We start from the raw sequence: 25,954 nt of genomic DNA on the forward strand, positions 1-25,954 counted from the left end.
GCCAGCTCGAGCACGGCCGGGGTCGGGGACGCCCGCGCACTGCCCTGCACCACCGCTGACGTGCCGGTACGTTCCCCGGAATGTTCACCAGGCGTCGCACCGCGCCCGTCCTCGCCGTCGTCGTGCTGTCCGCCGCGAGCTGCACTGCCGACGAACCAGGGGGGTCGCTCGCACTCCCGCCGGCGGACGTGGCGCCGCGGCCCACCCCGGCACCCGTCCAGGGCCCCAGGGAGTTCACTCTGGTGGGCACCGGTGACGTGCTGCTGCACGAACCGCTGTGGCACCAGGCCGAGCGCGACGCCGGTGCCGGCGAGGGGATGAACTTCGCCCCGCAGCTGGCGGGCATCGCCCCCGTCGTCGAAGCCGCCGACGTGGCGGTCTGCCACCTCGAAGTGCCGCTGGCAGCCGGAGGCGGCCCGTACGAGGGCTACCCGAGGTTCGCCGGCCCGCCGCAGGTGGCCACCGCGCTGGCGGACACCGGGTACGACGCCTGCACCACGGCCTCCAACCACACCTTCGACCAGGGCGCCGCGGGCGTGGACCGCACCCTCGACACGCTGGACGCAGCCGGCATCGCGCACGCCGGCTCGGCGCGGACCGCGCAGGAAGCCGACCGGACGACCATGCTCGACGTCCCCGCCGGATCGGGATCGGTGCAGGTCGCGCTGCTCTCCTACACGTTCGGGTTCAACGGCGCTCCGCACCCGGACGGCGAAACCTGGCGGAGCGACGAGATCGACGAGGCGAAGATCCTCGACGATGCCGCGGCCGCCCGGCAGGAGGGCGCCGAGGTGGTCGTCACCGCGATGCACTGGGGCGACGAGTACCAGCACGAGCCCAACGGGCAGCAACGCGCGCTCGCCCCGGAGCTGATCGCGTCACCGGACATCGACCTGCTCCTGGGGCACCACGCCCACGTCGTGCAGCCGATCGAGAACTTCGACGGCCAGTGGGTGGTGTACGGCATGGGCAACCTCGTGGCCAACCACTCCGAGCCGGAAGGCCCCAAGTCCGAGGGACTGCTGACCAGCTTCACGTTCACCGAGGACGTCAGCACCGGGGAGTTCGCCGTCACCGACGCCGAATACCTGCCCCTCCACCAGACCGACGAACCACCGCTCGAAGTGCTCGACGTCGCTGCGGGGCTCGACGGCGGGGACGTCGGCACGGCCGGCGCTGCTCGGCTCGAGGAAGCCATGGCGCGCACCACCGAGGTGGTGGAGAGCCGCGGCGGGGCAGAAGCGGGGTTGTCGGTTCTCGGCAGCGACTGACGGAGCTGCCGCGGCGCGCCGCCCCGCCGGCGGTCCCCCGTGCGCGCACCGGCGTCGCGGTGCCCGCCGGTCAGCGCCCGACGGCCCGCCCGGGGAGTCGGGCCTCAGGACGAGGGCGAGTTCTCGGCAGTGCCGATGTCGATCATCCACTGGATGCCGAACCGGTCGGTGCACATGCCGAACTCGTCGCCCCACACCTGCTTCTCCAGGGGCATCGTGACCGTGCCGTCCGCGACGAGGCGCTCCCAGTAGCCCCGCAGCGCTGCGACGTCGTCGCCGTTGACGGCGATGGCGATGTTGTCCCCCGGCTTGAGCTCCATGCCCTCCGGAACGTCCGAGGCCATGAGCGTGAACCCGAGGTCGGTGTCGAGCATGGCGTGCATGACCTTGTCCGCCTCGGCGTGCCGGCCGACGCCGAACTCGCCGAACGTGCTCATGTCCAGCCGCCCGCCGAAGACCTCCCGGTAGAACTCCATCGCCTGCCGCGTGGTGCCGTCGAAGGTGAGGTACGGATTGAGCCGAGAACCCATGGTGCGCTCCCCTCGGAACAGTTCTTCCGCAGCGTAGCGCCGCGTCGGCGGGATCGCTGCGTGCGCGGCGCACCCCGGCGCGCGAGCAGCTCACCTGGTCGAGGTCGCTGCGCATTCCTCGGGAAGTGCACAAACCCCTGGTCAGGTGGGGTGCGGCGAACCGCTCGGGGTCACCGGGGGCGTCCTCGCGGGGTGACTGCGACCCGCCCGGGTGGTGCCTGCGGCTCGTCGGAGCGCTGCCGCGCGCGATCCCGCAGCACCGCGGATCACCCCGGGAGGTCCGCGGTGACGAAGTAGTGGGAGTCGGCCACCTGCGCCACGAGCTCGTTCGCGTCGCGTTCCGCGTCGCGGCCGAGCTCGCCGATCGTGGTGCGGTCGGTCCGCCAGCCGAGCTCGCCCAACTGCGCGTCGGGGGCGGCGCGTTCGTCGTCGTGGAGCAGGTCGGCCATGTCGATGCCGAACGAGTCGGACACGCGCTGGAACTCCGGGTGGTCCAGCCACGCGCTCGGCGAGCCGCCTTCGACGGCGAGGGTGCTGCCGGGTGCGGAGGAGTCGTGGACGAGCCGCAGCAGCCGCTGCTCGGCCTCCGCGGGCAGGTACGGCAGCAGCCCCTCGGCCAGCCAGATCGTGGGCCGCTGCGGGTCGAAGCCCGCCTCGGTCAGCGCGCCGAGCCAGTCCTCGCGCAGGTCCGCGCGCACGCTGGTCCGCGCGCAGGCCGGGACGGCGTCGAGCTCGCCGAGCGCCCGGTCCTTGAAGTCCAGCACGGCGGGCTGGTCCACTTCGAACACCGCGGCCTTCTCCGGCCACTCCAGGCGGAACGCCCGGGCGTCCAGCCCGGCGGCGAGGATGACCGCTTGCTCGGCGCCGTCGGCGGCGGCGCGTTCGCAGACGCCGTCGAGGAAGCGGGTGCGCAGACCCATGTGGACGGAGAGGAACTCCCAGAGATCGGCGTTGTCCGAGGTCTGCCGGGGGTCGGTCGGCATCGGCACCGGGGGTTCCGCCGCGCGGACCAGCTCCGCGGCGTACCGGTCGGTGATCATCCCCCCGGGACGTGCGGTTTCGAGTGCGCGGCCTGCGGCCACGGCCAGGGCCGTGAGGCCGACACCGTGCACGATGTCCCACTGCTCGTGCTGCGCGGTCACCGCGAACCTCCTCCACTGTTCGTGAGCGTCACGAACTAGTTTCGGATGCACCGGCACCGCACATCCCGCGTCTGTGGCATCACGCACAGCACCCGGGAGAGGTTTTCTGGCGCGGTGACCAGCAATTCCAGTCACCGCGCCAGAAAACGGACGGATATCGTCCACATCGGTGGACTTCCTCAGTACGTCAGCGCCACCCCGGGATCGGAGAGCAGCGCCCCCACGTCGGCCAGGAACCGCGACCCCTGCTCGCCGTCGACCACCCGGTGGTCGAAGCTCAGCGCCAGCTGGCACACCTGCCGCGGCACCACGGCGCCGTCCACGACCCACGGCATCTCCCGGACCGCGCCGAGCGCGAGGATCGCCGACTCGCCCGGATTGATGATCGGCGTACCCGTGTCCACGCCGAACACGCCGACGTTGGTGATCGTGAACGTGCCGCCGAGCATGTCCTCCGGGCGGGTCGCGCCCTGCCGCGCGGTCCCGGTCAGCTCCTGCACGGACCGCGCCAGCTCGACCAGCGACATCCGGTCGGCATCGCGCACCTTCGGCACCACGAGCCCCCGCGGGGTCGCCGCGGCGATCCCCAGGTGCACGTAGTCCTTGTACACGATCTCACCGGACTGCTCGTCCCACGCGGCGTTCACGTCCGGCGTGCGCGTCCGCGCCAGGCACACCGCCTTCGCGGCGAAGGCCAGCGGCGTGAGCTTCACCTCGGAGAAGTCCGACCGCGCCTGCAGCCGCTCGCGCAACCGCATCAGCTCGGTCACGTCCACCGCGAGGAACTCGGTGACGTGCGGCGCGGTGAACGCGCTGTCCACCATGGCCTGCGCGGTGGCCTTGCGCACGCCCTTGACCGGGACCCGGTGCTCGCGACGCCCGGAGTCCACAGCGGACTCCGGCGCAGCCGCCGCGGGTTCCGCGGCAGGAGCGGCGGCGGCCTGCACGTCGGAGCGGGTGATCACACCACCCGCACCCGAACCGGTCACCTGCCGCAGGTCCACGCCCAGGTCGCGCGCGAGCTTGCGCACCGGGGGCTTCGCCAGCGGCACCTCCTGCACCGCGGCGGGACCCGTGCCGTCCCGCCCGGGGGCCGCACCGCCGGACCCCGCCGCGGCAGCTCCCGCGGCGACCCCGTCCTGCGCAGCCGCGCCGCCGGAACCCCCCGCAGCCGGGGGCTGCTCGACCCCCGCACTGCCGGTGTCGCCGGCGGCGCCGCTCCCGGCCGGACCGCTACCGGCGGTGCTGCTGCCGGCGGCCGCACTCCCGGCCGGGCCGCTGCCGGCGGGACCGGTCGGGGAAGTCCCGGCCGCACCGGAGCGCTTCCGCGGCCGGCGCTTCGTCGAGCTCTCCCGCGGCCCGTAACCGACGAGCGTGGCCACCGAGCCGTTGTTGCCCTCGCCCGCGCTCGCCGACTCCGCCGCGGCCGGTTCCGAGGAGGCCTCCTCGGAACCCGCCTCCCCGGCCACGTCGATCGCCACGATCGGCGCACCCACCGCGACGGTCTGGCCCGGTTCGGCCAGCAGCTCGGAGACCGTGCCCGCCCACGGGCAGGGCAGCTCCACCGTGGCCTTGGCCGTTTCGATCTCCACGATCGTCTGGTTGACGCTCACCTCGTCGCCGGGACTCACCCGCCAACCGAGGACCTCCGCTTCCGTCAGCCCCTCGCCCACGTCGGGCAGCGGAAAACGCTTGATCATGCCACTCCCCTTCAGTAGGCCAGGGCCTCGTCGACGGCGGCCAGCACGCGGTCGAGATCCGGCAGGTAGCCGTCCTCGGCCTTGCTCGGCGGGTACGGCGTGTCGAAACCGGTCACCCGCAGCACCGGCGCCTCCAGCGAGTAGAAGCAGCGCCGCTGCACCAGCGAAACGACCTCCGAGGTCACCGAGGACTCGCCGGGGGCCTCGGACACGGCCACCAGGCGCCCCGTGCGCCGCACCGACGCGAACACCGGCTCCAGGTCCAGCGGCGACAGCGAGCGCAGGTCGACCACTTCCAGCTCGGTGCCCTCCTCCGCGGCCGCGGACGCCGCGTCCAGGCACGTGCGCACCATCGGCCCGTAGGTCGCCAGCGTCGCCGACGTGCCCGAGCGCAGCACCCGCGCCGACTCCAGCGGCGCCGGAGCCGCCGCCACGTCCAGCTCCGCCTTCTCGTAGTAGCGGCGCTTCGGCTCGAAGAACAGCACCGGGTCGTCCGAGTCGATCGCCTGCTGCAGCATCCAGTAGGCGTCCACCGGGTTCGAGCAGGCCACCACCTTCAACCCGGCCACGTGCGCGAACAGGCTCTCCGGCGACTCCGAGTGGTGCTCCACCGCGCCGATGCCGCCGCCGAACGGCACCCGGATCACCACCGGCATCGGCACCTTGCCCTGGGAGCGGAACCGCATCTTCGCCAGCTGCGACACGATCTGGTCGAAACCGGGGAAGATGAACCCGTCGAACTGGATCTCGCACACCGGCCGGTAGCCGCGCATGGCCAACCCGATCGCCGTGCCCACGATCCCCGACTCGGACAGCGGGGTGTCCAGCACGCGGCTCGCCCCGAAGTCCTTGTGCAGCCCGTCGGTGATGCGGAAGACACCACCCAGCTGGCCGACGTCCTCACCCATCACCAGCACCCGCGGATCGGCCTCCATCCGCGAGCGCAGCGCCATGTTCAACGCCTTCGCCAGCGTCACCGACTGCTGCGCGGACGCCGCCTGCGCCTGCGCACCCGTCGTCGGAGCGGCCATCACCGACCACCTCCCGCGGTCGCCTCGGCATCGGCGAACCCGGCGAGGTAGCGCAGGTACTCCTCCCGCTGCTCCGCCACCCGCGGGCTCTCCTGGGCGTACACCTCCGAGAACATGCGCTCCGGCGCCGGGTCCGGCAACCGCGTGCAGTGGTCGCGGAACCGCTCCGCCAACTCGTCGGCCTCGGCCTGCACCGAGTCGAAGAACTCCTGCCCGGCCAGGTGCTCCCGCGACAGGTGCACCCGCAACCGCTCGATCGGGTCCTTGAGCTTCCACGTCTCCGCCTCGTCGGCCATCCGGTAGCGCGACGGGTCGTCCGAGGTCGTGTGCGCCCCCATGCGGTAGGTGACCGCCTCGACGAACACCGGACCGCCGCCCTGGCGGCACTCGCGCAGCGCCCACCGCGACACGGCCAGGCACGCCAGCACGTCGTTGCCGTCCACCCGCACACCGGGGAAGCCGTAACCGCTGGCCCGGTGGTACAGCGGAGCGCGCGTCTGCCGCTCCACCGGCTCGGAGATCGCCCACTGGTTGTTCTGGCAGAAGAACACCACCGGCGCCTCGTACACCGAGGCCCACACCATCGCCTCGTGCACGTCGCCCTGGCTCGTCGCGCCGTCGCCGAAGAACGCCATCGTCGCTTCGCCCTCGTCGTCGCCGACGCGCCCGTCGAAGCGCTGCCCCATGGCGTAGCCGGCGGCGTTCACGCACTGGTTGCCGATGACGATCGTGTACAGGTGCATGCCCCGCTCGAACGGGTCCCAGCTGCCGTGGTCGACACCGCGGAAGATGCCCAGCAGCTCCGTCGGGTCGATGCCGCGGCACCAGGCCACCCCGTGCTCGCGGTAGCTCGGGAACGCCATGTCGGACGGCCCCAGCGCGCGGCCCGCACCGATCTGCGCGGCCTCCTGCCCCAGCAGCGGCACCCAGATGCCCAGCTGGCCCTGCCGCTGCAGCGCGTTGCCCTCCACGTCGAACCGGCGGACCAGGACCATGTCGCGGTACAACCCGCGCAACTCGTCCGCGGAGACGTCCAAGCTCCAATCGCTCGGGCTGACCCGCTGGCCCTCCGGCGTCAGGAGCTGCACCAGGGCAGCTCCACCTTCACTCGTCGCCCGCAAACCGGCGATCACCTGCTCCCCTGTGGGTACTGCTGCGGTCGCGGCAGGTGGGCCGGAACTCCCGGGATCGGCGGTGCCGTCACGCGTCCAACGTTCGGGGGACATGTTGCCTCCTCAGCTCACGCCGGTCAGGCCGCTTGTGGCGACCGTTCCGACACACCCCGGACCGCCGCCGGAGACGGCCTGTGGGCCCTCCGCCGGGCGATCCGGGGCTTGGATCGCTTTCCGCCATCCTTGCACGAACTCGGCCGCTTCCGTGAGGCCTGCCACAAGAACCGCCCGTCCTGAACGGTTCGGCGACGCCACCGTAGGTCCCCCGCGGCGACGGGGAATCCGCAGGTCATCAAAGCAATGGAGATCCGACTAACGCGGGGGCCGACCATCGCACGAGCAACGACTACCGCCCGCGTCCAGCACGACGCATACTGTGCCCGTGAGCCGCGACTTCCCCACCGTGCCCGACGAGATCACGCTGCTGCTGCACAAGCCCGACGGCGCGCAGTATCTCACCCCGGCCGCCGACAGCACCGTCGCCGCCGCCCAGATCGGCGAACTCGTGCTGCGCGGGCACGTCACCCTGCACCGCCACCGCACCGGGCACGACCTCGCCCTGCACGACACCGGCACGACCGGACTGCCCTGGCTCGACGCGATCATCACCGAACTGGCCGAGCGCACCAGGAACGGCACCGCGCGCACCGACCTGTCCTGGTGGCTGGCCAACCGCTCCCGCACCCTGCGCACGCACCGGCACAACCTCGTCGAGAACGGCCTGCTGCGGCACGTGCCCAAGCGGTTCCTCGGACTCATCCCCGACGACCGCTACTACCCGGACGAGGGCAACCGGGACCGGAGCATCAACGACATCCGCACCGCACTGGCCCACCCCGAGACCATCGACGACCGCACCGCGCTGCTGTGCGCCCTCGTCCAGCGCACCGGCATCGGCCACTCCCTCGGCCTCACCCGCGACGAGACCGCCGCGCTGCGCTCCATCGCGAAGGCCGAGAACCTGCCCGCGCACATCGACAGCACCATCACCACCACCATGGCCGCGGCCGTCGTCCCCACCGCCCTCGGCAGCCAGTAGGCGAGATCCCGAAGCGACGGGCCGCGCAGCCGCGGGCGGGCATAGGATCGCGGTGTGGATCGCGCAGCGCTGAACAACACCGTGCAGAACACCTGGGACGCGGACGTCCTGCCGAGCCTGTCCGACTTCGTCCGCATCCCCGCCGTCTCGCCCGCGTTCGACCCCGACTGGGAGACCAGCGGGCACCTCGACGCGGCCGTCGAGCACCTGCGCCGCTGGGCGGCCGGACGCGACCTGCCCGACGCCACCATCGACGTGGTGCACCTGCCCGAGCGCACCCCGCTGCTGCTCATCGACGTCCCCGCGCACGGCGGCGCCTCCGGCGAGGAAACCGTCCTGCTCTACGGCCACCTGGACAAGCAGCCCCCGGCCGGCGGCTGGTCTGAGGGCCTCGACCCGTGGACCCCCGTCGTCCGCGGCGACCGCCTGCACGGCCGCGGCGCCGTCGACGACGGATACGCCGGCTACGCCGCGCTGACCGCCCTCGAAGCCGTCCGCGCCCACGGCGGCGCCCACCAGCGCTGCGTCGTGCTGCTGGAGACCGGCGAGGAGTCCGGCAGCCCCGACCTGCCCGCCTACCTCGAGCACCTCGCCGACCGGCTCGGCGACGTCGGCCTCGTCATCTGCCTCGACTCCGGCGCGGGCGACTACGACCGGCTGTGGCTGACCACCTCGCTGCGCGGCCTCGCCCAGGTCGAGGTCACCGTCCGCGTGCTCGACGCCGGCCAGCACTCCGGCACCGCCAGCGGCATCGTGCCCGGCTCCTTCCGCGTGCTGCGCCAGCTGCTCGACCGCATCGAGGACTCCCGCACCGGCGAACTGCTGCTGCCGGAGCTCAACGTCACCATCCCGGACAACCGCGCCGCCGAAGCCCGCGCCGCCGTCGAAGCCGCCCCCGGACTCGTCCGCGACGCCATCGCCCTGCCCGACGGCGTGCGCCCCGTGACCGAGGACGAAACCGAGCTCAACCTGAACAACACCTGGCGCCCCACCCTGTCCGTCACCGGCGCCGACGGCCTGCCGCTGCCCGTGAACGCGGGCAACGTGCTGCGGCCCTGGACCACGCTGCTGCTCAGCTTCCGCCTGCCGCCCACCGCCGACCCGGACGCCGCGCTGCGGGCCGTCACCGACGCGCTGACCACCGACGTGCCCTCCGGCGCGCACGTCACCATCGACCACACCGAGGCAGGCCTCGGCTGGAACGCCCCGGACCCGCAACCGTGGCTGCGCACCGCCCTCGACACCGCCAGCAGCGAGGTGTTCGGAGCCGACTGGCGCACCATGGGCCTCGGCGGATCCATCCCGTTCATGGGCCTGCTGCAGCGCACCTACCCGAACGCGCAGTTCGTCGTCACCGGCGCGCTCGGCCCGGGAAGCAACGCGCACGTGCCCGACGAAGCCCTCAACCTGCCGTTCGCGGCCAAGGTCACCTCGGCGATCGGCCACGTCCTCGACGCGCACGCGCGCCGCCCCCAGGAGTGAGGCGCGGGTGCGGACATGAGAGCAGCGGGGCGGATGGGGCGATTCCCGTCATCGCCGTCGATGCTGCGCATCCACCCCGCTGCCAGGACGGCCGGCGGCGGGATGGCTGGGGCAGGTGCCGCCGCTCGGCCAGTGGTCGAGCACGTACCTCCTCGTACACAGCTGGGCACCCGGCGGTCGCGGTGACCGGAACGTGCTGGCTGCACGCGCCTCACCCGAGGCGGGTACCGCCTTCTCGGAACGTGAAACCCGGCTTCGCCGGGTGACTCCACACTCGCCCCTCGCGGCCGCGCGGCGGAACCGGTCGAAGTACCGATATCCATACCGAGACGTCCCGGATGACCTCCCCGAGCGATCCCGCGGCCCCCGGCCCGGCCCCGCGCAGCAGGTACGCGAGGTCGAGGAACGGGCTCTCAGGCCTCGACGCGCTGCTCGGCCACCCACGCCGCGATCTGCGCCCGGGACGTGAACCCCAGCTTCGCCAGGATGTGCTCCACGTGGCTGTCCGACGTGCGCTTGGCGATCACCAACCGCTCGGCGATCTCCCGGTTCGACAACCCCCGCGCCACCAACCGCGCGACCTCCCGCTCCCGCGGCGTCAGCTGCGCCGGGACCTCCGCACCGGAATCGGCCCGGCGACCGCCCAGGGCGAACCGCACCGCCTCGTCGACCGTGCACCGGGCGCCCCGCTCCGCCGCCGAAGCCCGATCGCGCTCCGCCAGCGCCGCGCGCACCCGCTGCACCGCCTCCGCGCGCCACGCGCGGAACGCCCCCAGCGCGAACGGATAACCACCCGCCACCGGGGCCAGCTCGGTCACCGCCGCGAACAGCCGCTCCGCCCGCACGGCCCGGCCGCGGCCGACCTCCACCCACGCCACCGCCTCCAGGCAGGTGACGATGCCCAGCACGTCCCGGAACAGGTACTTCACCCGCAGCGCCTCCCGCAGCCGCGTCAACGCCGCGGCCACGTCCCCCACCGACCACTCGACCAGCCCGAGCACCACATCCGCCCACGACCAGCACCACAGCTCGCCGTGCTCGGCGCACAGCTCCTGGCACCGCTCGCACAGCTCGCGCGCCCGCTCCGGTTCCCCGCGCACCACGGCGGCCAGCGCCAGGTTCGGCATCCCCAGCGCGCCGCTGACCGCGCGCTCCCGGGAGCGCGACACGGCCAGCGACAGCCACCGCCACGCCTCGTCAGCATCCCCCTCCAGCAACGAGGCCAGCCCCGTGGCCTGCGCCAGGTCGTCATCGCTCGCCCCGACCGCACGCGCCCCCGCGCACGCCTGCCGGCACGCCGCGACATCCCCCGACAGCGCCGCGATCAGCGCCGTGACCACCGCCGCTCGCGCCGCCACCGCGTCCCCGGGGGAACTCGGCTCGTCGGCCGCCTCCCACGCGCGGGTCAACCACTCCCAGCCGGCGCGCAGCTCCCCGCTGGCGATCCAGGCGAACCACAGCGCCGCCGCCAGCCGCAGCGCCTCGTCCGACTCGCCCGGCTCGGTCACGCTGTAGTCCAGCGCCGCGTCGAAGTTGCCCCGGTCGGCGCGCAGCCGCCCCAGCCACTCCACCTGGTTCGGCCCGAGCCAGGCCACGTCGACGTCCTCGGCCAGGTGCAGGTAGTAGTCCCGGTGCCGCCGCCGCAACCGCTCGCGCACCGGCCCGGAGCCCAGGCGGTGGCGCCCGTACTCGCCGATCGTGCGCAGCAGCCGGTACCGGGCGCGGTCGTCCTGCGGCTCCGGCTGCAGCACCGACTTGTCCACCAGCCCCGCCACCGCGGAGAACACGTCCGAGCGGTTCAACCCGTCCCCGGCGCAGACCTCCTCGGCCGCCTCCAGCTCGAACCCGCCGGTGAACACCGACAGCCGCGCCCACACGGCCTGCTCCACCGGGGTGCACAGGGCGTAGCTCGCCTCCACCGCGGCCCGCAGCGAGCGGTGCCGCGGTGGCGCATCCCGGGCCCCCGCGCTCAGCAGGGCGTAGGGGTCGGCGAGCCGCTCGATCAGGTCGTCCATCGACAGCGAGCGCATCCAGCCCGCGGCCAGCTCGATGGCCAGCGGCAACCCGTCGAGCTGGCGGCACACCCGGGCCACGCGCCGCTCGTTGTCCGCGTTCAACGTGAAACCGGGCGCCACCGCCGAGGCCCGCGCGGTGAACAACCGCACCGCCTCCGAGGCGGCGATCTCACCCGAGCGCTCGAACCCGGGCAGGCTCAGCGGCGACACCGTCCACACCTGCTCGCCCGCGATGCCGAGCGGGCTGCGGCTGGTGACCAGCACCCGCAGCGAGGGCACCGCGGCGAGCAGCTCGCGCACGAGATCACCGCAGTCCTCGACCAGCTGCTCGCAGCCGTCGAGGACGAGCAGCACGCGCGGCCCGGACAGGTGCCGCGCCAACCAGGTCTCCGCATCGGCCGGCTCCCCGGCGGCCGGGCGAGCGGGGGTGGACGCGCGCCCGCTCGGGACGGGGTGGTGCGGTTCCGCGTCCTGGTCGAGCCCGGCGAGCACCGCGACGGCGACATCGGCCGGCTCCGGCAGGTCGGCCAGTTCGACGAAGCGCACCCCACCGGGGAAGGCCCTGCGCACGTCGTGCGCGGCGCGCCGGGCGAGCCGCGTCTTGCCGACCCCGGGCGTGCCGGTCAGCGTCACCAGGCGCGAGTTCGACAGCAGTCGCTTGATCCCGCTGACGGCACCACGTCGCCCCACGAAGCTCGTCAGCTCCGCCTCGTGCCCGAGCCGGGACGTCCCGGGCTCGATCGTGCGTTCGCGGCTGGACGACATGACCATCACCCGCCTCAGCAGAGCTCTGCTCGCAGTGTAGGCGGTGAACTCCGGTTCGTGCCCGTCCCGAGCAGCTCCGCTTCAGCTGTCCGCGGGGTTGTCCGCAGGCGCGCCGGGAGCGGGGCGCGGCCCGGGCCGGGCGGGTGGTGCCGGCGGCGCGGGTGCCGCCGGCGGCAGCTGGTGCGCCGCTACTCGGAGGCCATGTCGACGAAGCGGCTGTAGTGCAGCTGGTGCGCCACGGTCACCGTCGAGGTCGGGCCGGCGCGGTGCTTGGCCAGCATCAGGTCCACCTCGCCCATGCGCGGGTCGTCCCGCTCGAACGCGTCCGGCCGGTGGATCAGGATGACCATGTCCGCATCCTGCTCGAGACTGTTATGCATAAATATGCAGTTTGCTACAAAATTATGCGTACCATCCACCGTCGCGTCGTACACCGGTTGCTCGCCCAGCGAGGTCACCTCGACGATCTCGTCCCAGAAGACGTCGCTGGTCGCGAGGTCCGACACAACAGAATCTTCGAGCGCCTCGGCCATTTTGGCGACACGTTGGCGCGTCGGCGAGTAAGCGGGGTTGAGATCCCCACTACTCACCCCCGCAACTGCATGAATATGCGAAAGCGCGAGTTGCTTTTCACGCATCGCCCGTGCCACGCGCGGCCAGACATCGGCGGGGATCGTGTCGAAGCGACCGACGTAGGTCATCTCGGACAACCGGACGAGCGCTTCGCTCGCCTGAGCGTCACGGGCCCCGTGCACACCGATTTCGTTCAGGAAGGCTCGCTGGCTTTCAACGCCGCACACGTGAACGTGCCAGCTGTCGCGGTAACCGGACTTCTTCGCCCGCTGGATGCGAGTGTTGAGCCCGAAGCGCAGGAGCAACTGCTGGACATCGTCCGCGAGCTGACGACTCGTCGTCGCGTAGTACACGTTCACGGCGTTGTTGCTCCGGACGAAGACCGAACCGTCCGTGGCCCACAGGTGGTGCAGGAACAGGCCGATCTGCTCCTTCGGCAGCCGGAACACCCGCTCGGGTACGTGCTTCTCGTAGCTGCGCTGCCCGAAGACTCCCAGGTCGTCGAGCCAGGCCGCGACGGGGTTGCGCCGCCCGTGCGTCAGCTTGTGCGGCGCGGGCAGGCGCAACGTGGTGACCTTCGCCGCCGCGTACTCGTCGCGCACGGCGGTCACGCCGAAGTGCTGCGCGGCCTCGGTCACCGCGGTGAGGTTGGCCTCGTCGACGCTGGCGTAGCGGATCGGCTGCCGCCGCACGAACGAACCGTCACCGATCAGGTGGGCCAGCAGCACCACCTCCGGTTCCGGCATCGGCTCGGTGCGCAGCGGTTCCGGCGTCCGGCGCGGCACGGCCACGCGCGAGCCCACGTCCAGCTCGCCGAGCGGGGTCCATCCGTCGACTGTGCGCATCGGGTGGTTCGCGGTGGCCTCGATCTCCCGCCCGGAGGCCAGCCGCACGCGGAAGGCCTCCTTGACCCCGCTGGAGAACACGTTCGTCACCGGGCGGGGGACCAGGCGCATCCGGTCGTCGAGCGACCACACGAGGGGGCGTTCGCCGGTGCGCATCAGCTCGTCGAAGGCGACCTCGGCGCCGGTGTCGGCGCGCAGCAGCCGCGTGCCGCCGGTGAGGCAGCCCGACTCGCGAAGATCGGCCAGCTGGGGCTTCTTGTCGTTGCGCTGCTCCGGGCCGCGGTTGAGCTGGGAGATCGCCACGACCGGGATCTCCAGCTCCTTGGCGAGCAGCTTGAGGTTCCGGGAGAACTCGGAGACCTCCTGCTGCCGGGACTCGACCTTCTTGCCGGAGGTCATCAGCTGCATGTAGTCCACGACGACGAGCTGGATGTCGTGGCGCTGCTTGAGCCGCCGCGCCTTGGCGCGGATCTCCATCATCGTCAGGTTCGGCGAGTCGTCGATGAACAGCGGCGCCTCGCTGATCTCGCTCATCCGCCGCGCCAGCCGGGTCCAGTCCTCGTCGCTCATCGAGCCGCCGCGCATGTCGGCCAACCGGATGCGGGCCTCGGCCGAGAGCATGCGCATGACGATCTCGGTGCGCCCCATCTCCAGGGAGAAGATGACGCTGCCCATGTGGTGCTTGATGGAGGCGGCGCGGGCGAAGTCCAGGCCGAGCGTCGAGTTGTGCGTGGGGATGCCGGTGGGCCCGGCCCGGTAGAGCCGGTCCGGCGCGTCGACCTGCACGCAGCGCACCGGCACGCTGTCCACCGGGTGCACGGCGGTGACCGCCAGCCCCGGGCGGCCGGCGATCACCGGGGCCTCGTCGTTCGGGGTATCGCCGCCCGGGACATCGCCGAGGACCCGGGCGAGCTCGGCGGTGGTGAGCACGCGCCCGCCGTCCAGGGCCCAGCGGTGTTCGGCGTCGGCGGTGATGGCCGCGCCGTCGGAGAACTCGACGCGGTAGCAGCTGCGCTCGGTGAGCACCCCGGTCGCGTCCACGACCGCCGTGGGCGAGCCGTCCGCGCCGAGCAGCTGCTCGCCGACGGCGACCTCGCCCATGGTGGTCCAACCGCCCGGCGTGGGCAGCGGCGTGTCCAGGGCGAGCGCCTTGCCGACACCGGGCCGGGCGGCGACGATGATCATCTGTCCCGCGTGCAGGCCGTTGGTGACGTCGTCCAGGTCGGCGAACCCGCTCGGGATGCCCTGGGACTCCCCGCCGCGCGAGGCGATGGCGTCGATCTCGTCCATCGTCGGCTGCAGCAGGTCTTCCAGCGCGGCGTAGTCCTCGTTGACGCGGCGCTCGGTGACGTCGTAGACGGCGGCCTGGGCGCGGTCGACGACCTCGTCGATCTCGGCGCCCTCACCGCCCTGGTAGCCGAGCTGGACCACGCGGGTGCCGGCCTCGACGAGACGGCGCAGCACGGCCTTCTCGGCGACGATCTCGGCGTAGTACCCGGCGTTGGCCGCCGTGGGCACGGTGGCCAGCAGCGTGTGCAGGTACGGTGCGCCGCCGACCTTCTGCAGCTGCTGGCGCCGGTCGAGGTCGTGCGAGACGGTCACCGCGTCGGCGGGTTCGCCGCGCCCGTACAGGTCGAGGACGCAGTCGTAGATCGCCTGGTGCGCGGGGCGGTAGAAGTCGTTCGGGCGGACGACCTCGACGACGTCGGCGATCGCGTCCTTGCTCAGCATCATGCCGCCGAGCACGGACTGCTCCGCGGCGATGTCCTGCGGCGGCTGGCGGTCGAAGGAGCCGTTGTCGCCGCCCGGTTCGGGGGGGAGAGTCTCGGGGGAGTCAGGCGATGCCACCGGAACCGGTCACCTCCTGGTGGCGTGTCGTGGCCACGTGGTCGATCCGGGTCGGACCCGCCGACCGCGCGGTGCGCTCAGCGGCGTCCGGGGGGAGTGCGCCGGCGGACCGCGGTGCGAGCCGGTCCCCGAGGCGCACGGGTGTGCGACTCCGATTGTCGCGCGCGGGAGCCGCGGGGGGTTGCTGCGCCGCGCGGTGCGCATCACCGGTGGGGACGGGGCCGCCGGGCCGGGCGGGACCACGGGGGTGGACGAGCACGGCGACACACGTGTCCGGGTGTGCGCGCTCGGGGCTGCGGACACATGTCCCCACCGGTGCGACCCCCTTGTGGACAACTCTGGGGACAATTCGGTGCTTCACCGGATCAGATGGGGATCGACTGCGGATATGCGCAGGTCGAACGCCGAGACCGCAGGTCAAACCCTGTGGATAACCCTGTGGACGCCCTTGGGGATTCCTTGGGGACGCCGTCCCGAGTTGTCCACAAGCAGGCTCGCGGTGTTCTGCGGAGCCGGACCGAGCCGGAGATGCTCCGGTTCCGGCCGCGGTGCGGAGCGCACTGCGGCCGGAACCGGGTTCGCCCTCACTTGGCGGTGGTGACCTCCACCCGCAGGGTGGTCTGCACGTCGGGGTGCAGGTTCACGTCCACCGTGTACTTGCCGAGGGCCTTCATGTGCTCGCGCGGGGTGAGCGTGCGGCGGTCCAGCGGCGGACCACCGGCCTCGCGCACCGCGTTGGCCACGTCGGCCGCGGTGACGGAGCCGAACAGCTTGCCCTTCGGGGAGACCTTCGCGATCAGCTTGACGTCCCCGAGCTCCTGCAGCTGCTCGCGCAGCTGCTGCGCGTTCTCCAGGTTCCGCACGCGGCGGGACTCCTGGACGCGCCGCAGGTTGTGCACCTGCTTCTCCGCGCCCGCGGTGGCCACGATGGCCTTCTCCTGGGGCAGCAGGTAGTTGCGCGCGTAGCCGGGCTTGACCTCGACGATGTCACCGGACTCGCCGAGACCCGCCACGTCAGCGGTCAGAATGATCTTCACGACGTGTCTCCTTGTCCAGTCTCGCGGATCAGCGGGCGGTCGAGGTGTAGGGCAGCAGCGCCATCTCCCGCGCGTTCTTCACGGCAGTGGCCACGTCGCGCTGGTGCTGGCTGCAGTTGCCGGTCACCCGACGCGCGCGGATCTTGCCGCGATCCGAGATGAACTTCCGCAGCAGCGTCGTGTCCTTGTAGTCGATCAGCGGCGCGCTCTTGTCGGTGCAGAAAACGCAAACCTTCTTCTTCGGCTTGCGCACGGGCGCCTTGGCCATCGGTTGTTCCTCCTGTGCGAGAAAAACGTCGTCAAGTGTCGAGGGGAGCCGCGCCTAGAAGGGCGGCTCGTCGCTGAATCCGCCGCCGGAGCCCGCAGGCGGGGCCGAGCCCCACGGGTCGTCGGAGGCGCCGAAGCCCCCGCCGCCACCGCCGCCGGAGGAACCGCCCCGGCCGACCTTGTTGACCTTGGCCGTCGCGAAGCGCAGGGACGGGCCGATCTCGTCGACCTCCAGCTCCACCACGGTGCGCTTCTCGCCTTCCTTCGTCTCGAAGGACCGCTGCCGCAACCGGCCCTGCACCACCACGCGCATGCCGCGGGTGAGCGACTCGGCCACGTTCTCCGCGGCCTGCCGCCAGATGTTGCAGCGCAGGAACAGCGCCTCGCCGTCCTTCCACTCCCCGGCCTGGCGGTCGTAGGTGCGGGGTGTCGAGGCGACCGTGAAGTTGGCGACCGCGGCACCGGACGGCGTGAAGCGCAGTTCCGGGTCGGCGGTGAGGTTGCCGACGACCGTGATGACGGTTTCACCAGCCATGGCCTTCAGACTCCAGTAGTCGGATGCGGATTCGCCTGCGCGGGCTGCGAACCGGCGTCAGGCCTTGCTCTTCTTGGCCTTGGACTTGCGCGGCTCGACCTTCCGCAGCATCTTCGTGCGCAGCACCGAGTCGTTCAGGTTCAGCTGGCGGTCGAGCTCGGCGACCGTGGCCGGCTCGCTGTTGACGTCCAGCACCACGTAGATGCCCTCGGCGTGCTTGTTGATCTCGTAGGACAACCGCCGACGGCCCCACACGTCGACCTGCTCGACGCTGCCGCCACCGTTGCGCACGACCTCGAGGAACTGGTCCATCGACTTGCCGACGTTTCGCTCGTCGAGGCTCGGGTCAAGAATGACCATGAGCTCGTAAGGACGCATAAAGACCATTCACCTCCCATGGACTCGCGGCCACGGACGTTCCGTGGCAGGAGGCTCGTCTATCGACGAACCCGTCAAGGCTAGCAAGGCAGGACGCGCCGCCCGCACCGCGGGGGCCCGCGGACCCCCGGCTGCCGCGATCCGGCGCCGCACCCCGGCCCCGACGGGCGTTCCCGCTGATCAGCACGGGTGATCAGCACCGGAGAACAGCGCTGCCCCTGCTGCGCAAGAACCTCACCTGAGCGGAGTTGGTGGACATTTCTCGCGACATGTCCACCGCTCGACCTCGTCGGCGGGCGCACCACCGCTCACTGCCGGCGCACCGGCGCTCACTGCCGGCGCACCGGCGGATCACCGGTGGCGCACCGGCTGTCACTGGCGGCGCAGCACCCAGGTGCGCACCAGACCGGCGCTGACCACGGCCAACGCGGCCGCGGCGAGCACGACCGGCGTGGTGATGCTCGGGGTGGACGCGCTCGTCGGAACCGCCTCTGCCCGGCCCGCGGCGCGCGCGTCGGCCTGCTGGCGGTCCTGCGCACCCGGGTCCTGCCCGCTCGTCCGCTCCTGACCGCCCGCGGCACCGCGCGCGCCGTCCTCCTGCGAGCTCTCCGGCGCGGGCGTGGTCGGCGCATCACCGCTGCCTCCCAGCAGCTCGCCGAGATCGGGCAGCTCGCCCGCGGAGGGAGGAGTGCTCATGTCCGGCTGGATGCTCGTGACGCCCTGGCCGCCGCGCGCCCAGGCGGGCAGCTGCGCGTCCGGGCGCGACTCGACCGGGGTGGCCGGAGCGGGCTCGGACGTCCGCGGTTCGGGCTGCGCGTCCGGGCGCGGTTCCGGCTCGGCCGGTTCGGACGACTCCGGCGGCCGGGCCGGTTCGGAGGGTTCGGCCGGTTCGGACGGTTCCGAGGACGGCGGCTGCTCCGAGGGCGGCGGCGCGGGGTCCTCCCCCTCGTCGGGGGCGGGCGCTGGTTCCTCCGGTTCCGCGGGCTGCTCGCCGCGCACGGTGATCCCGTTGCCGAGGCTGACGAGGTTGTCGAAGTGCCGGCGCACGTCCTCGACCTTGTCCGCGGGCAGGCCGATCTCGGACAGCTGCGGCGCGGCGGCCTCGGCGATCTCGGAACCGGAGTAGAAGGTGCTGCCCTCCTGGGCCCGGTCCAGGGAGATGGGGGCGAGCTCGGCGAAGCGGCTGCTGGCCGCGTCGGCCTGGTCGAAGGCCAGGGGGAGGGCCAGCAGGACCGCTTCGCGGACCTTGAAGTCCATCGTCGCCGGGTCGATGGCGACGGGCTGGCCGACGGTGGCGTCGACGACGGCCAGGGACCTGTCCACGACGAGCGGTTCGGTGGAGGGCTCGGCCTGGGCGGCCCCGGCACCGGCGAACACGCTCGCGCCGAACGCGACCGCCGCGGTGCTGGTGGCGAGGGTGCGCTTGGCGCGCCGCCCGGCGGGGCCGTCCGCCGGCTGTGAGGAACGCTCCATCGTGGGCCTCCGGCGTCGATCGGGTCGTGTCGACTCTGTCAGATCTTTCAACGGGGCAACACCGGTTCGAGTAACGGTGCCGCGGGGAAGGCTACTCAGCGTTGCACAGCCGGGTCGACTCCCGGGGCAGCGGTCACCCGTCGGGGGCGCCGCGGGAGGGACAGGCGCACCCGGTCCGGTAGGCCGTCGCACACCCCGCCGGTCGGGTCGTCGGCGGCGTCCGGCACGCGCCGGCCCGGCACGCGCAGGTCGCGCCGCACCGCATCGGTGCGCGGCCGGAGGACCTCGCGCACGACGAGCACGCACAGGGCCACGACCACGGCGTCGCGGACGAGCACCGCCCCCAGGAACCAGCCCTCCGGCAGACCGCCGTTGCCGGGGCCGAGGTAGTAGTACATGCGCGGTGCCCACACGGCCGCGTCCACGGCCATCCACGCCAGCAGCAGCCGCCACCGCGGCAGCGCGAGCACGGCCAGCGGCACGAGCCACAGCGAGTACTGCGGGCTCCACACCTTGTTGGTGAGCAGGAACGCCGCGACCACGAGGAAGCACAGCTGGGCCAGCCGGGGGCGCTGCGGCGCGGCCAGGCCGAGCCAGCCGATGGCCAGGCACAGCGCCAGGAACAGCACCGTGCTGACCGCGTTGAGCACGCTCGGGGGCTCCCCCTCGGCGAGCGGGCCGTCGAAGCCGGCCCAGCCGGTGAAGTACATCAGCGCGTTGTACAGCGAGTCCGGATCCGCGGGTCGCGTGCTGTTGAGGCGGAAGAACTCGGCCCACCCGGCCGGGTAGGCGAGCATGATCGGCAGGTTCACCGCGAGCCACGAGGCCACCGCGGCCGCCGTGGTGCGCACCCCCTCGCGCAGCCGGCCCGCGCGCAGGCAGACCACGAGCAGCGGTCCGAGGAAGAACAGCGGGTACAGCTTGGCCGCACCGCCCAGTCCCAGCAGCACGCCCGCGAGCGCGGTGCGGCGGCGCGCCCAGGCCAGCAGGGCCGTGGTGCCCAGGGCGGTGGCCAGCGCGTCGAAGTTGGTGAAGGCGTGCACGAACACCAGCGGGGAGATCGCGGCGATCGCCACGTCCCACACGCGTCTGCGGCACAGCCCGACCAGGGCCCAGATGGTGACCAGCCAGGCGGCGCCGAGCCACAGGGTGCTGATGTTGAAGTAGAGCACGCTGCTCAGCCCGCCCGGCAGCAAGCCGTGCTCGGCGAGCGTGGCCCAGCCGTCGGCGGTCTTGGCGTTGACCCACTGGAACAGCCCGGTGATCACCGGGTACTCCATGTAGCGGACCTGCTCCTGGGGGGTGCCCGGGTTCTCCACCCACGAGGTCTTGTAGGGGAAGGTGCCCTGCCCGGCCAGGTCCCCCATGCCGTAGCGGGGGATGATGTCGCTGTAGCACATCGCCGAGTACTGGCGCTGGTCGTCCCAGTTGAGCTGGGGTCCGCTGCCGGTGTCGGTGGTGACCTGGCAGGGCGCTTTGAACAGCCAGGCCGCGGTGAGGGTCAGCACCGCGAGCAGCAGGACGACGCGCAGCGGGGTCCAGAACCACTGGCGCCCGACCTGCGCGTGCCGGCCGAGGCGGCCTCCGGTGATGCGGCCGGCCGCGGCCGCGAGCGGTTGTGTCCACGTGGCGGCGAACCGGTCTTCCGGGCCGAGCGAGTCGTCGTCCACGAACGACTCGGCGGGGCCGGTTCCCGCGGGGGGCGCGGGCTCGCGCGAGGTGGACACGCCCGGATGCTACTGGCAGGCGGAGCCCCGCCCCCGCGACGGGGTCGTGCGCGGCGCGCCCGTGCGGGCGCGCCGCGCACCCCGGTCAGCCGGCGGGGGTCACTCCTCTTCCCGCCCGGTCCGGCTCGGCTGCTGCTGCTGCGACATGCCGGGCGGGCCGGCGGGGTCCTCGCCGCCCTCCGGGCAGCCGAAGATGCCGCAGTTGTCCTCGGACGGCTCCGAGGAGGTCGGCTCCTCGCTCTCCGACTCCGACGGCGGCTGCGAGGACGTCGGCGGTTGCGAGGACGTCGGCGGCGGGCTGCTCGACGAGGACGGCGGCGTCGAGCTCGTCTCCGGCGTGGACGGCGGCACGTCCTGGAACTGGCCGATGGGGTCCGGCTTCGGGAAGTGCTCGATCGGCAGTCCCTCGTGGTAGGAGTTCATGAACCGCTGCCACGTCTCGCCGGGCAGGCCGGAGCCGTAGACCATCGAGCCGGAGCTGTCGGTCAGCGGGATCGGCTCGCCCTGCTCGTTCTCGGCGAGCATGCTCACCGACGAGGAGATCTGCGGGGTGGCGCCGATCATCCACGCGTTCCGGTTGTCGTCGGTGTCGCCGAACTGGTGCGTACCGGTCTTGGAGGCCACCGGGCGGCCGCCCGCGAGGGGGATCTTGGAGTGCTCGGCGACCTTCATCATCGCCTCGGCCGCGTTGGCCGCGATGTTCTTGCTCTCGGCCGGGTTCGACGCGTAGGCGGGCTGCGGCTGGGCCGTGTGCAGCTGGATCTTCTGCTTCTCGCCCTCCACCTTGTGCGAGATCGACTGCACCAAGTGCGGATCGACCCGCATGCCGTCGTTGGCGAAGGTCGCGTAGCTCGCGGCCATGTCGGTCGGCCGCACCGGGTACATGCCCAGGGCGATGCCCGACTCGACGCCGCCGTTCGGGCTCTGCAGCGTCGGGTTCTCCCCGTACTTGCGGGGGATTCCGGCCTGGTGCGCGGCCTCGGCGACCTTGCCCGGGCCGAACTGGGTGGCCATGTTCACGAACGCCGTGTTCACCGATTTCGTCATGGCCTCGCGCACGCCGCAGTGCTCGGGCACGTCGCAGGCCACGCCTTCCGAGTTGTCGAAGACGGTGCCCGCGATCTCCTGCGGCGCGGTGCCGTCGTAGAACCGGCCGATGCCCTGGCCCTGCTGCAGGCCCGCCACGGCCACGAAGGGCTTGAACGAGGAGCCCGGTTGCTGCGGCTGGTTGGCGTAGTCGAGCCCTTCGACCTCGGTGGAGCCGCCGTTGTACGCGCGCACGGCCCCGTTCTTCGGGTCGACGGCCACCAGCGAGGTGCGGATGCTCTCCGGTTCGCCCTGCAGCGTCTCCTGCACCGCGCGTTCGGCGGCCTGCTGCGCCTTCGGGTCGATGGTGGTGGTGACGCTGTAGCCGCCGGTCGACAGCGTCTGCTGGTTGTAGCCCTCGCGCTCCAGCTCGTCGAGGACGCGGTTCTTGATCGCCGACTGCACCGGGGTGAGCCGGTTGTCCTTGCGCCACTCGGTGCGGTCCCGCGTCTGCGGCATGGCGGCCTGCTCGCGGTCCTGCTGCGACATGAACCCGTTGGCGACCATCCGCCCCATGACGTAGTCCCAGCGCTGCTGCGCCTGCTCGCGGTTGCCGCGCGGGTCGTTGTCGTAGGGGCGTTGCACCGTGCCCGCGAGGACGGCGGCCTCGGAGGGGGTGAGCTGGTCGGGGGCCTTGCCGAAGTACGCCTCGGAGGCCGCGGTGATGCCGGTGGCGCCGCGGCCGTAGTAGGCGGTGTTCAGGTAGGCCTTGAGGATGTCGTCCTTGTCCTGCTGCTGGGTCATCTTGTAGGCGAGGACGATCTCCTTGACCTTGCGGACGTAGTCCGAGTTCTTCTCGTTGAGCTCCAGGTGCAGCTTGATGAACTGCTGGGTCAGGGTCGATCCGCCGCCGCTGCCGGTGCCGCTCACCAGGAAGAACGCCGAGCGCAGGATGCCCATGATGTCGAAGCCGGGGTTGCTGTAGAACGTGTCGTCCTCGGCCGAGATCGTGGCGTTGCGCACGGACGGCGCGACGTCCTGGAGGCTGTTGATCATGCGCCGCGAGCCCTCGTCCTCGACCGTGGTCAGCCGGCTCCCGTCGGAGTAGTTGATCTGGATCGGCTGCTTCTGCGAGGTGATGTCCTCCTGGGTCGGCGTCTTCCAGCTGAAGTAGCCGTAGATGAACACCAGCACGGGCACGACGAACATGAGGCACGCGGCGACGTAGCAGCTGCGGCGCACGCGCCGCCACAGCGCCCGGCGCCGCGCGGCCTTCGCGCCCGACCCGGCCGCGGACCGGCGCGCGGGGTCACCGGGTGGCGGGGAGTGCGCGACGTGCGTCGCTTCCTCGCCGGGCCCGGGTTCGCCGGGCCCGGGTTCGTCGGACGCGGGGCCGTAGGGGTCGTCGTCCGGCCCCTCGCCGGCCGCGGCGTAGTAGTCGTACCCGCCGACGCCGTGCGTCACCAGGCCGGGGTCGCGCCCCGAAGCGCCCGGGCCGCCGGCACCGGCACCCGCTCCTGCTGCTCCCGCGCCTGCGGCACCTGCTGCGCCTGCTGCGGCCGCCCGGCCCGGGCCGTCCTGCCCCTGGTCGGGGCGCTGCTGCCCGCCGGGCTGCTGTCCACCGGGCTGCTGCCCACCAGGCGATGGTCCGCCGGGCTGCTGCCCACCGGGTGGTGGTCCGCCGGGAGGCGGGCCGGCCGCGGGCGGCCGCGGCGGTTGCCCGTCACCGGCACCGGGCTCGGCGGCGCCGTGCGGCCTCCCGCCCGCGTCGGGCTGCTGCGCACGCGGTGGTCCGGGCTGCTGACCGCCCGGAGGCGGCGGAACCGGCCGGCCCTGCGGCGGATGACCGCCCTGCGGCGGTTGGCCACCCTGCTGGCCGCCCTGCGGCGGATGACCGCCCTGCTGAGCGCCCTGCGGCGGCTGGGACTGCGGCTGCTGACCGGGCGGGGGTGCCTGCCGCGTGTGCGAGTCGATCGGCGGCGGAGCGGTCGGCGGGGGAGCGCTCGGCCCCGCGTTCGTGGCCTCCGGGTCGTCCTCGCCGGTGAGCCTGCTGATCAGCGAGGAACGCTGCCCGCCGGAATCGTCGCCGGAGCCCTGGTCGGTCTGCGGCCACCCCGGTTCCCCGGCGGGGCTCTCCTGCCGCTGTCCGCCCTCGGTCGGCGGTTGCGGCGCACCGGGGCGTCCGGGCGCGCCGGTTCCGGGCGCCTGCGGCGCGCCGCCGGGGCCGGGTGGAGCCGGGCGGGCCTGCCCCGGCTGGTCCGGACGCTGCTGGTCCGGACGCTGCGCGTGCGGCCCCGGGGGCTGCGCCCCCGGGGCGTGCTGAGCTTCTCCGGGCTGCCCCTGGCCGGGCTGCCCCTGGCCGGGCTGGTTCCCCGGCTGCGGCGGCCCGGGCCGCTGCTGACCGCCTGCGGGCGGGGGCCCGGCAGGTGGTGACCCGGCGGGCGGCTGGCCCGGCGGGTTCGGCGGAGGGCCCGCCGGGCTCGGAGGGGGTTGTGCCCCTTGCGAAGCTTGGGGGGGTTGCCCGGTGTCGTGCGGACGCGGCGGCCGGGGCGCGGCACCGGGAGGAGGCGGCTGCGGCGGCTGCTGCGGACCGCGCTGCTGTTGGTTGCCGGGCGGCGGCTGGTTGCCGCGCTGCTGTTGGTTGCCGGGCGGCTGCGCCGGCCCGCCGGGCTGTCCCGGCGGCGGGGGTGCGCCCCGGTTCGCGCCGTTGGGCTGACCAGACCCGGAGTCGGGGGTGTGCCCCTCGCGATCCGAATTCCGGTCATCCTGGGAATACCGGTCATCGCGCGGGCGTTGGTCACGCTCGTCGTTCACGTGTCGGGCCTTTCGGACAGGCGTCGCGCACGACGCCAGCGATGCGGTTACGTCGGGGGTGCGCCGCACCGGGCGCCCGGCCGCTCGGGGACGCGGCCGGATTCACTCGGCAGCAGTCTTGCTCCGGCGACCGGGATTGTTCAACCCGCCGGTTCCCAGCACGTAGGACTGCACGAGGTGGTTCCAACTACATGCGCGGCATACCTCTACGACGTACACGCTGAACTCCTTGAACACGGCCGCCATCCGCTCGAGCTCCACCGGTTCGCGCGCCGTGTTGGACGCGCTGTTGAGCTCGTCACCGAACACCCAGGACACCATGGTGAGCTTCGCCCGCCGGCAGACGGGGCAGGTCACCTGGCTGGACTGGCCGTGGAACTCCGCAGCCCGCAGCAGGTACGGGTCGGCGTCGCAGACCTCCATCCTGTCGACGCGGCCCGACCGCAGCTGCGCCAGCAGCGCTCGGCGGCGCAGCGCGTAGTCGACCACATGCCGTTGGGTCCGCACGCCCTCAGGGTACGTGTCCGCGACGTGTGCTCCATGCGCCGTTCAGGGCAGGTGGGCGCGCGGCCCGCCCCGCCCGGGGCGACCCCTGGTGGGGCGTGGTCCGCGGCCGGGCGGCGCGCTCGGCTGCCGGCGAGCGCGATGCATCGGCCCGATACAATCGCTCGCGGTCCATTCGCACCCGTCGAGCGGAGGGGGCACATGCTCGAGTTCGCCGTGCTCGGCCTCCTGCAACGAGCACCGATGCACGGCTACGAGCTGCGAAAAAGACTGCGCGAGACACTCGGTGTGTTCCGGACGCTGTCGTACGGAACGCTGTATCCGACCCTGCGCCGGATGCTGCGCGACGGGCTCATCGCCGACGAGTCGGACGCCTCCTCCCGCGGCTGGGGGCGCCGCGGCCGCCGCGTCTACTGCCTCACCGAGCGCGGGCACCACCGGTTCACCGAACTCGTCGGGTCCTGCGGTCCGCAGGCCTGCGACGACACGATGTTCGGCGTGCACGTGGCGTTTTTCGCACACACCCCCGCCGAGGTGCGGCTGCGCGTCCTGCAGGCGCGGCGGCGCCGCCTGCAGCAGCGGGGTGAGGCGCTGCGCACCGCGCTGTCGTGCTGCGAGGACGACAGCGGGTACCTGCGCCAGCTCCACCGGCTGCGGCTGGACCACAGCGAACAAGAGGTCCGCTGGCTCGACTCGGTCATCGAGCGCGAGCGGGAGTGCGCCGCGACGGGCGCCCCAGCGGCCGCGGAACAGCAGCGAGGGAACGACACATGACCAAGA

At 72.7% G+C, this 25,954-nt stretch carries 20 protein-coding genes; 5 read left to right on the forward strand and 15 right to left on the reverse strand.

Annotated elements, in window-relative coordinates:
- The first annotated feature begins 80 nt into the window (after positions 1-80).
- Positions 81-1,271, forward strand: coding sequence for a CapA family protein (locus ACVGV0_RS22785; RefSeq protein ID WP_459157728.1), 1,191 nt, complete (start codon positions 81-83; stop codon positions 1,269-1,271).
- 104 nt (positions 1,272-1,375) lie between these two features.
- Here ACVGV0_RS22785 and ACVGV0_RS22790 read toward each other — a convergent pair whose 3' ends face one another.
- The 5 genes from ACVGV0_RS22790 to pdhA all read right to left on the reverse strand — a co-directional run bounded on the left by ACVGV0_RS22790 (position 1,376) and on the right by pdhA (position 6,900).
- Positions 1,376-1,801: a VOC family protein gene (locus ACVGV0_RS22790; RefSeq protein WP_459157729.1), complete on the reverse strand. Its 426-nt coding sequence runs from the start codon at positions 1,799-1,801 to the stop codon at positions 1,376-1,378.
- Between the two features lie 266 nt (positions 1,802-2,067).
- Positions 2,068-2,943, reverse strand: coding sequence for an SAM-dependent methyltransferase (locus ACVGV0_RS22795; protein ID WP_459157730.1), 876 nt, complete (start codon positions 2,941-2,943; stop codon positions 2,068-2,070).
- 179 nt (positions 2,944-3,122) lie between these two features.
- Positions 3,123-4,643 carry a dihydrolipoamide acetyltransferase family protein gene (locus ACVGV0_RS22800; protein WP_459157731.1) on the reverse strand — a complete coding sequence of 507 codons (1,521 nt, stop codon included), beginning with the start codon at positions 4,641-4,643 and terminating at the stop codon, positions 3,123-3,125.
- 11 nt (positions 4,644-4,654) lie between these two features.
- Positions 4,655-5,674, reverse strand: a complete 1,020-nt coding sequence (locus ACVGV0_RS22805; protein ID WP_459157732.1) for an alpha-ketoacid dehydrogenase subunit beta — start codon at positions 5,672-5,674, stop codon at positions 4,655-4,657.
- Positions 5,674-6,900 carry a pyruvate dehydrogenase (acetyl-transferring) E1 component subunit alpha gene (pdhA, locus tag ACVGV0_RS22810; RefSeq protein ID WP_459157733.1) on the reverse strand — a complete coding sequence of 409 codons (1,227 nt, stop codon included), beginning with the start codon at positions 6,898-6,900 and terminating at the stop codon, positions 5,674-5,676. Before pdhA ends, ACVGV0_RS22805 begins: the two co-directional genes overlap by 1 nt.
- A gap of 328 nt (positions 6,901-7,228) precedes the next feature.
- Here pdhA and ACVGV0_RS22815 point away from each other — a divergent pair, with 328 nt between their 5' ends.
- Positions 7,229-7,885 carry a GOLPH3/VPS74 family protein gene (locus ACVGV0_RS22815; protein ID WP_459157734.1) on the forward strand — a complete coding sequence of 219 codons (657 nt, stop codon included), beginning with the start codon at positions 7,229-7,231 and terminating at the stop codon, positions 7,883-7,885.
- Between the two features lie 54 nt (positions 7,886-7,939).
- On the forward strand, positions 7,940-9,367 hold the full coding sequence (locus tag ACVGV0_RS22820; protein ID WP_459157735.1) for a M20/M25/M40 family metallo-hydrolase: 1,428 nt from the start codon (positions 7,940-7,942) through the stop codon (positions 9,365-9,367).
- A gap of 413 nt (positions 9,368-9,780) precedes the next feature.
- On the opposite strand, the gene ACVGV0_RS22825 is transcribed toward ACVGV0_RS22820, so the two are convergent.
- The 9 genes from ACVGV0_RS22825 to ACVGV0_RS22865 all read right to left on the reverse strand — a co-directional run bounded on the left by ACVGV0_RS22825 (position 9,781) and on the right by ACVGV0_RS22865 (position 23,320).
- Entirely contained in the window at positions 9,781-12,153 is a 2,373-nt protein-coding gene (locus ACVGV0_RS22825) for an ATP-binding protein (protein ID WP_459160109.1), read from the reverse strand.
- 182 nt (positions 12,154-12,335) lie between these two features.
- Positions 12,336-15,413, reverse strand: a complete 3,078-nt coding sequence (locus ACVGV0_RS22830; RefSeq protein WP_459157736.1) for a replicative DNA helicase — start codon at positions 15,411-15,413, stop codon at positions 12,336-12,338.
- A 584-nt stretch (positions 15,414-15,997) separates the two neighbouring features.
- Positions 15,998-16,450, reverse strand: coding sequence for a 50S ribosomal protein L9 (gene rplI / locus ACVGV0_RS22835; RefSeq protein ID WP_459157737.1), 453 nt, complete (start codon positions 16,448-16,450; stop codon positions 15,998-16,000).
- 28 nt (positions 16,451-16,478) lie between these two features.
- Positions 16,479-16,718 carry a 30S ribosomal protein S18 gene (gene rpsR, locus ACVGV0_RS22840; protein ID WP_459157738.1) on the reverse strand — a complete coding sequence of 80 codons (240 nt, stop codon included), beginning with the start codon at positions 16,716-16,718 and terminating at the stop codon, positions 16,479-16,481.
- A gap of 54 nt (positions 16,719-16,772) precedes the next feature.
- The gene (locus tag ACVGV0_RS22845) at positions 16,773-17,252 is read right to left on the reverse strand and encodes a single-stranded DNA-binding protein (protein WP_459157739.1); all 480 of its coding nucleotides are present in this window, start codon (positions 17,250-17,252) and stop codon (positions 16,773-16,775) included.
- A gap of 57 nt (positions 17,253-17,309) precedes the next feature.
- Positions 17,310-17,639 (reverse strand): 30S ribosomal protein S6, encoded by a 330-nt coding sequence (gene rpsF / locus ACVGV0_RS22850; RefSeq protein WP_459157740.1) that lies wholly within the window; start codon positions 17,637-17,639, stop codon positions 17,310-17,312.
- A 363-nt stretch (positions 17,640-18,002) separates the two neighbouring features.
- Positions 18,003-19,103 (reverse strand): hypothetical protein, encoded by a 1,101-nt coding sequence (locus ACVGV0_RS22855; protein ID WP_459157741.1) that lies wholly within the window; start codon positions 19,101-19,103, stop codon positions 18,003-18,005.
- 95 nt (positions 19,104-19,198) lie between these two features.
- A complete protein-coding gene (locus tag ACVGV0_RS22860; protein WP_459157742.1) occupies positions 19,199-20,830 on the reverse strand; it encodes a glycosyltransferase family 87 protein in 1,632 nt (543 codons plus the stop codon).
- A gap of 99 nt (positions 20,831-20,929) precedes the next feature.
- On the reverse strand, positions 20,930-23,320 hold the full coding sequence (locus tag ACVGV0_RS22865; RefSeq protein ID WP_459157743.1) for a transglycosylase domain-containing protein: 2,391 nt from the start codon (positions 23,318-23,320) through the stop codon (positions 20,930-20,932).
- Between ACVGV0_RS22865 and ACVGV0_RS22870 the strand changes: the two genes are divergently transcribed.
- Positions 23,312-24,289, forward strand: coding sequence for a hypothetical protein (locus ACVGV0_RS22870; RefSeq protein ID WP_459157744.1), 978 nt, complete (start codon positions 23,312-23,314; stop codon positions 24,287-24,289). The two genes, ACVGV0_RS22865 and ACVGV0_RS22870, sit on opposite strands and share 9 nt — an antisense overlap.
- A 483-nt stretch (positions 24,290-24,772) precedes the next feature.
- Here ACVGV0_RS22870 and ACVGV0_RS22875 read toward each other — a convergent pair whose 3' ends face one another.
- On the reverse strand, positions 24,773-25,177 hold the full coding sequence (locus tag ACVGV0_RS22875; protein WP_459157745.1) for a DUF5318 family protein: 405 nt from the start codon (positions 25,175-25,177) through the stop codon (positions 24,773-24,775).
- Between the two features lie 198 nt (positions 25,178-25,375).
- Here ACVGV0_RS22875 and ACVGV0_RS22880 point away from each other — a divergent pair, with 198 nt between their 5' ends.
- On the forward strand, positions 25,376-25,948 hold the full coding sequence (locus ACVGV0_RS22880; RefSeq protein ID WP_459157746.1) for a PadR family transcriptional regulator: 573 nt from the start codon (positions 25,376-25,378) through the stop codon (positions 25,946-25,948).
- Positions 25,949-25,954: the final 6 nt, after the last annotated feature.

This window comes from Salinifilum ghardaiensis (assembly GCF_054491345.1).

What these genes read in the sequence shown, in the direction of transcription:
- ACVGV0_RS22790 (WP_459157729.1), bottom strand. Translation starts at nt 1,801, where the DNA reads ATGGGTTCTCGGCTCAATCCGTACCTCACCTTCGACGGCACCACGCGG.
- ACVGV0_RS22855 (WP_459157741.1), bottom strand. Translation starts at nt 19,103, where the DNA reads ATGGAGCGTTCCTCACAGCCGGCGGACGGCCCCGCCGGGCGGCGCGCC.
- ACVGV0_RS22800 (WP_459157731.1), bottom strand. Translation starts at nt 4,643, where the DNA reads ATGATCAAGCGTTTTCCGCTGCCCGACGTGGGCGAGGGGCTGACGGAA.
- rpsR (WP_459157738.1), bottom strand. Translation starts at nt 16,718, where the DNA reads ATGGCCAAGGCGCCCGTGCGCAAGCCGAAGAAGAAGGTTTGCGTTTTC.
- rpsF (WP_459157740.1), bottom strand. Translation starts at nt 17,639, where the DNA reads ATGGTCTTTATGCGTCCTTACGAGCTCATGGTCATTCTTGACCCGAGC.
- ACVGV0_RS22785 (WP_459157728.1), top strand. Translation starts at nt 81, where the DNA reads ATGTTCACCAGGCGTCGCACCGCGCCCGTCCTCGCCGTCGTCGTGCTG.
- ACVGV0_RS22880 (WP_459157746.1), top strand. Translation starts at nt 25,376, where the DNA reads ATGCTCGAGTTCGCCGTGCTCGGCCTCCTGCAACGAGCACCGATGCAC.
- ACVGV0_RS22805 (WP_459157732.1), bottom strand. Translation starts at nt 5,674, where the DNA reads ATGGCCGCTCCGACGACGGGTGCGCAGGCGCAGGCGGCGTCCGCGCAG.
- pdhA (WP_459157733.1), bottom strand. Translation starts at nt 6,900, where the DNA reads ATGTCCCCCGAACGTTGGACGCGTGACGGCACCGCCGATCCCGGGAGT.
- ACVGV0_RS22845 (WP_459157739.1), bottom strand. Translation starts at nt 17,252, where the DNA reads ATGGCTGGTGAAACCGTCATCACGGTCGTCGGCAACCTCACCGCCGAC.
- ACVGV0_RS22825 (WP_459160109.1), bottom strand. Translation starts at nt 12,153, where the DNA reads ATGGTCATGTCGTCCAGCCGCGAACGCACGATCGAGCCCGGGACGTCC.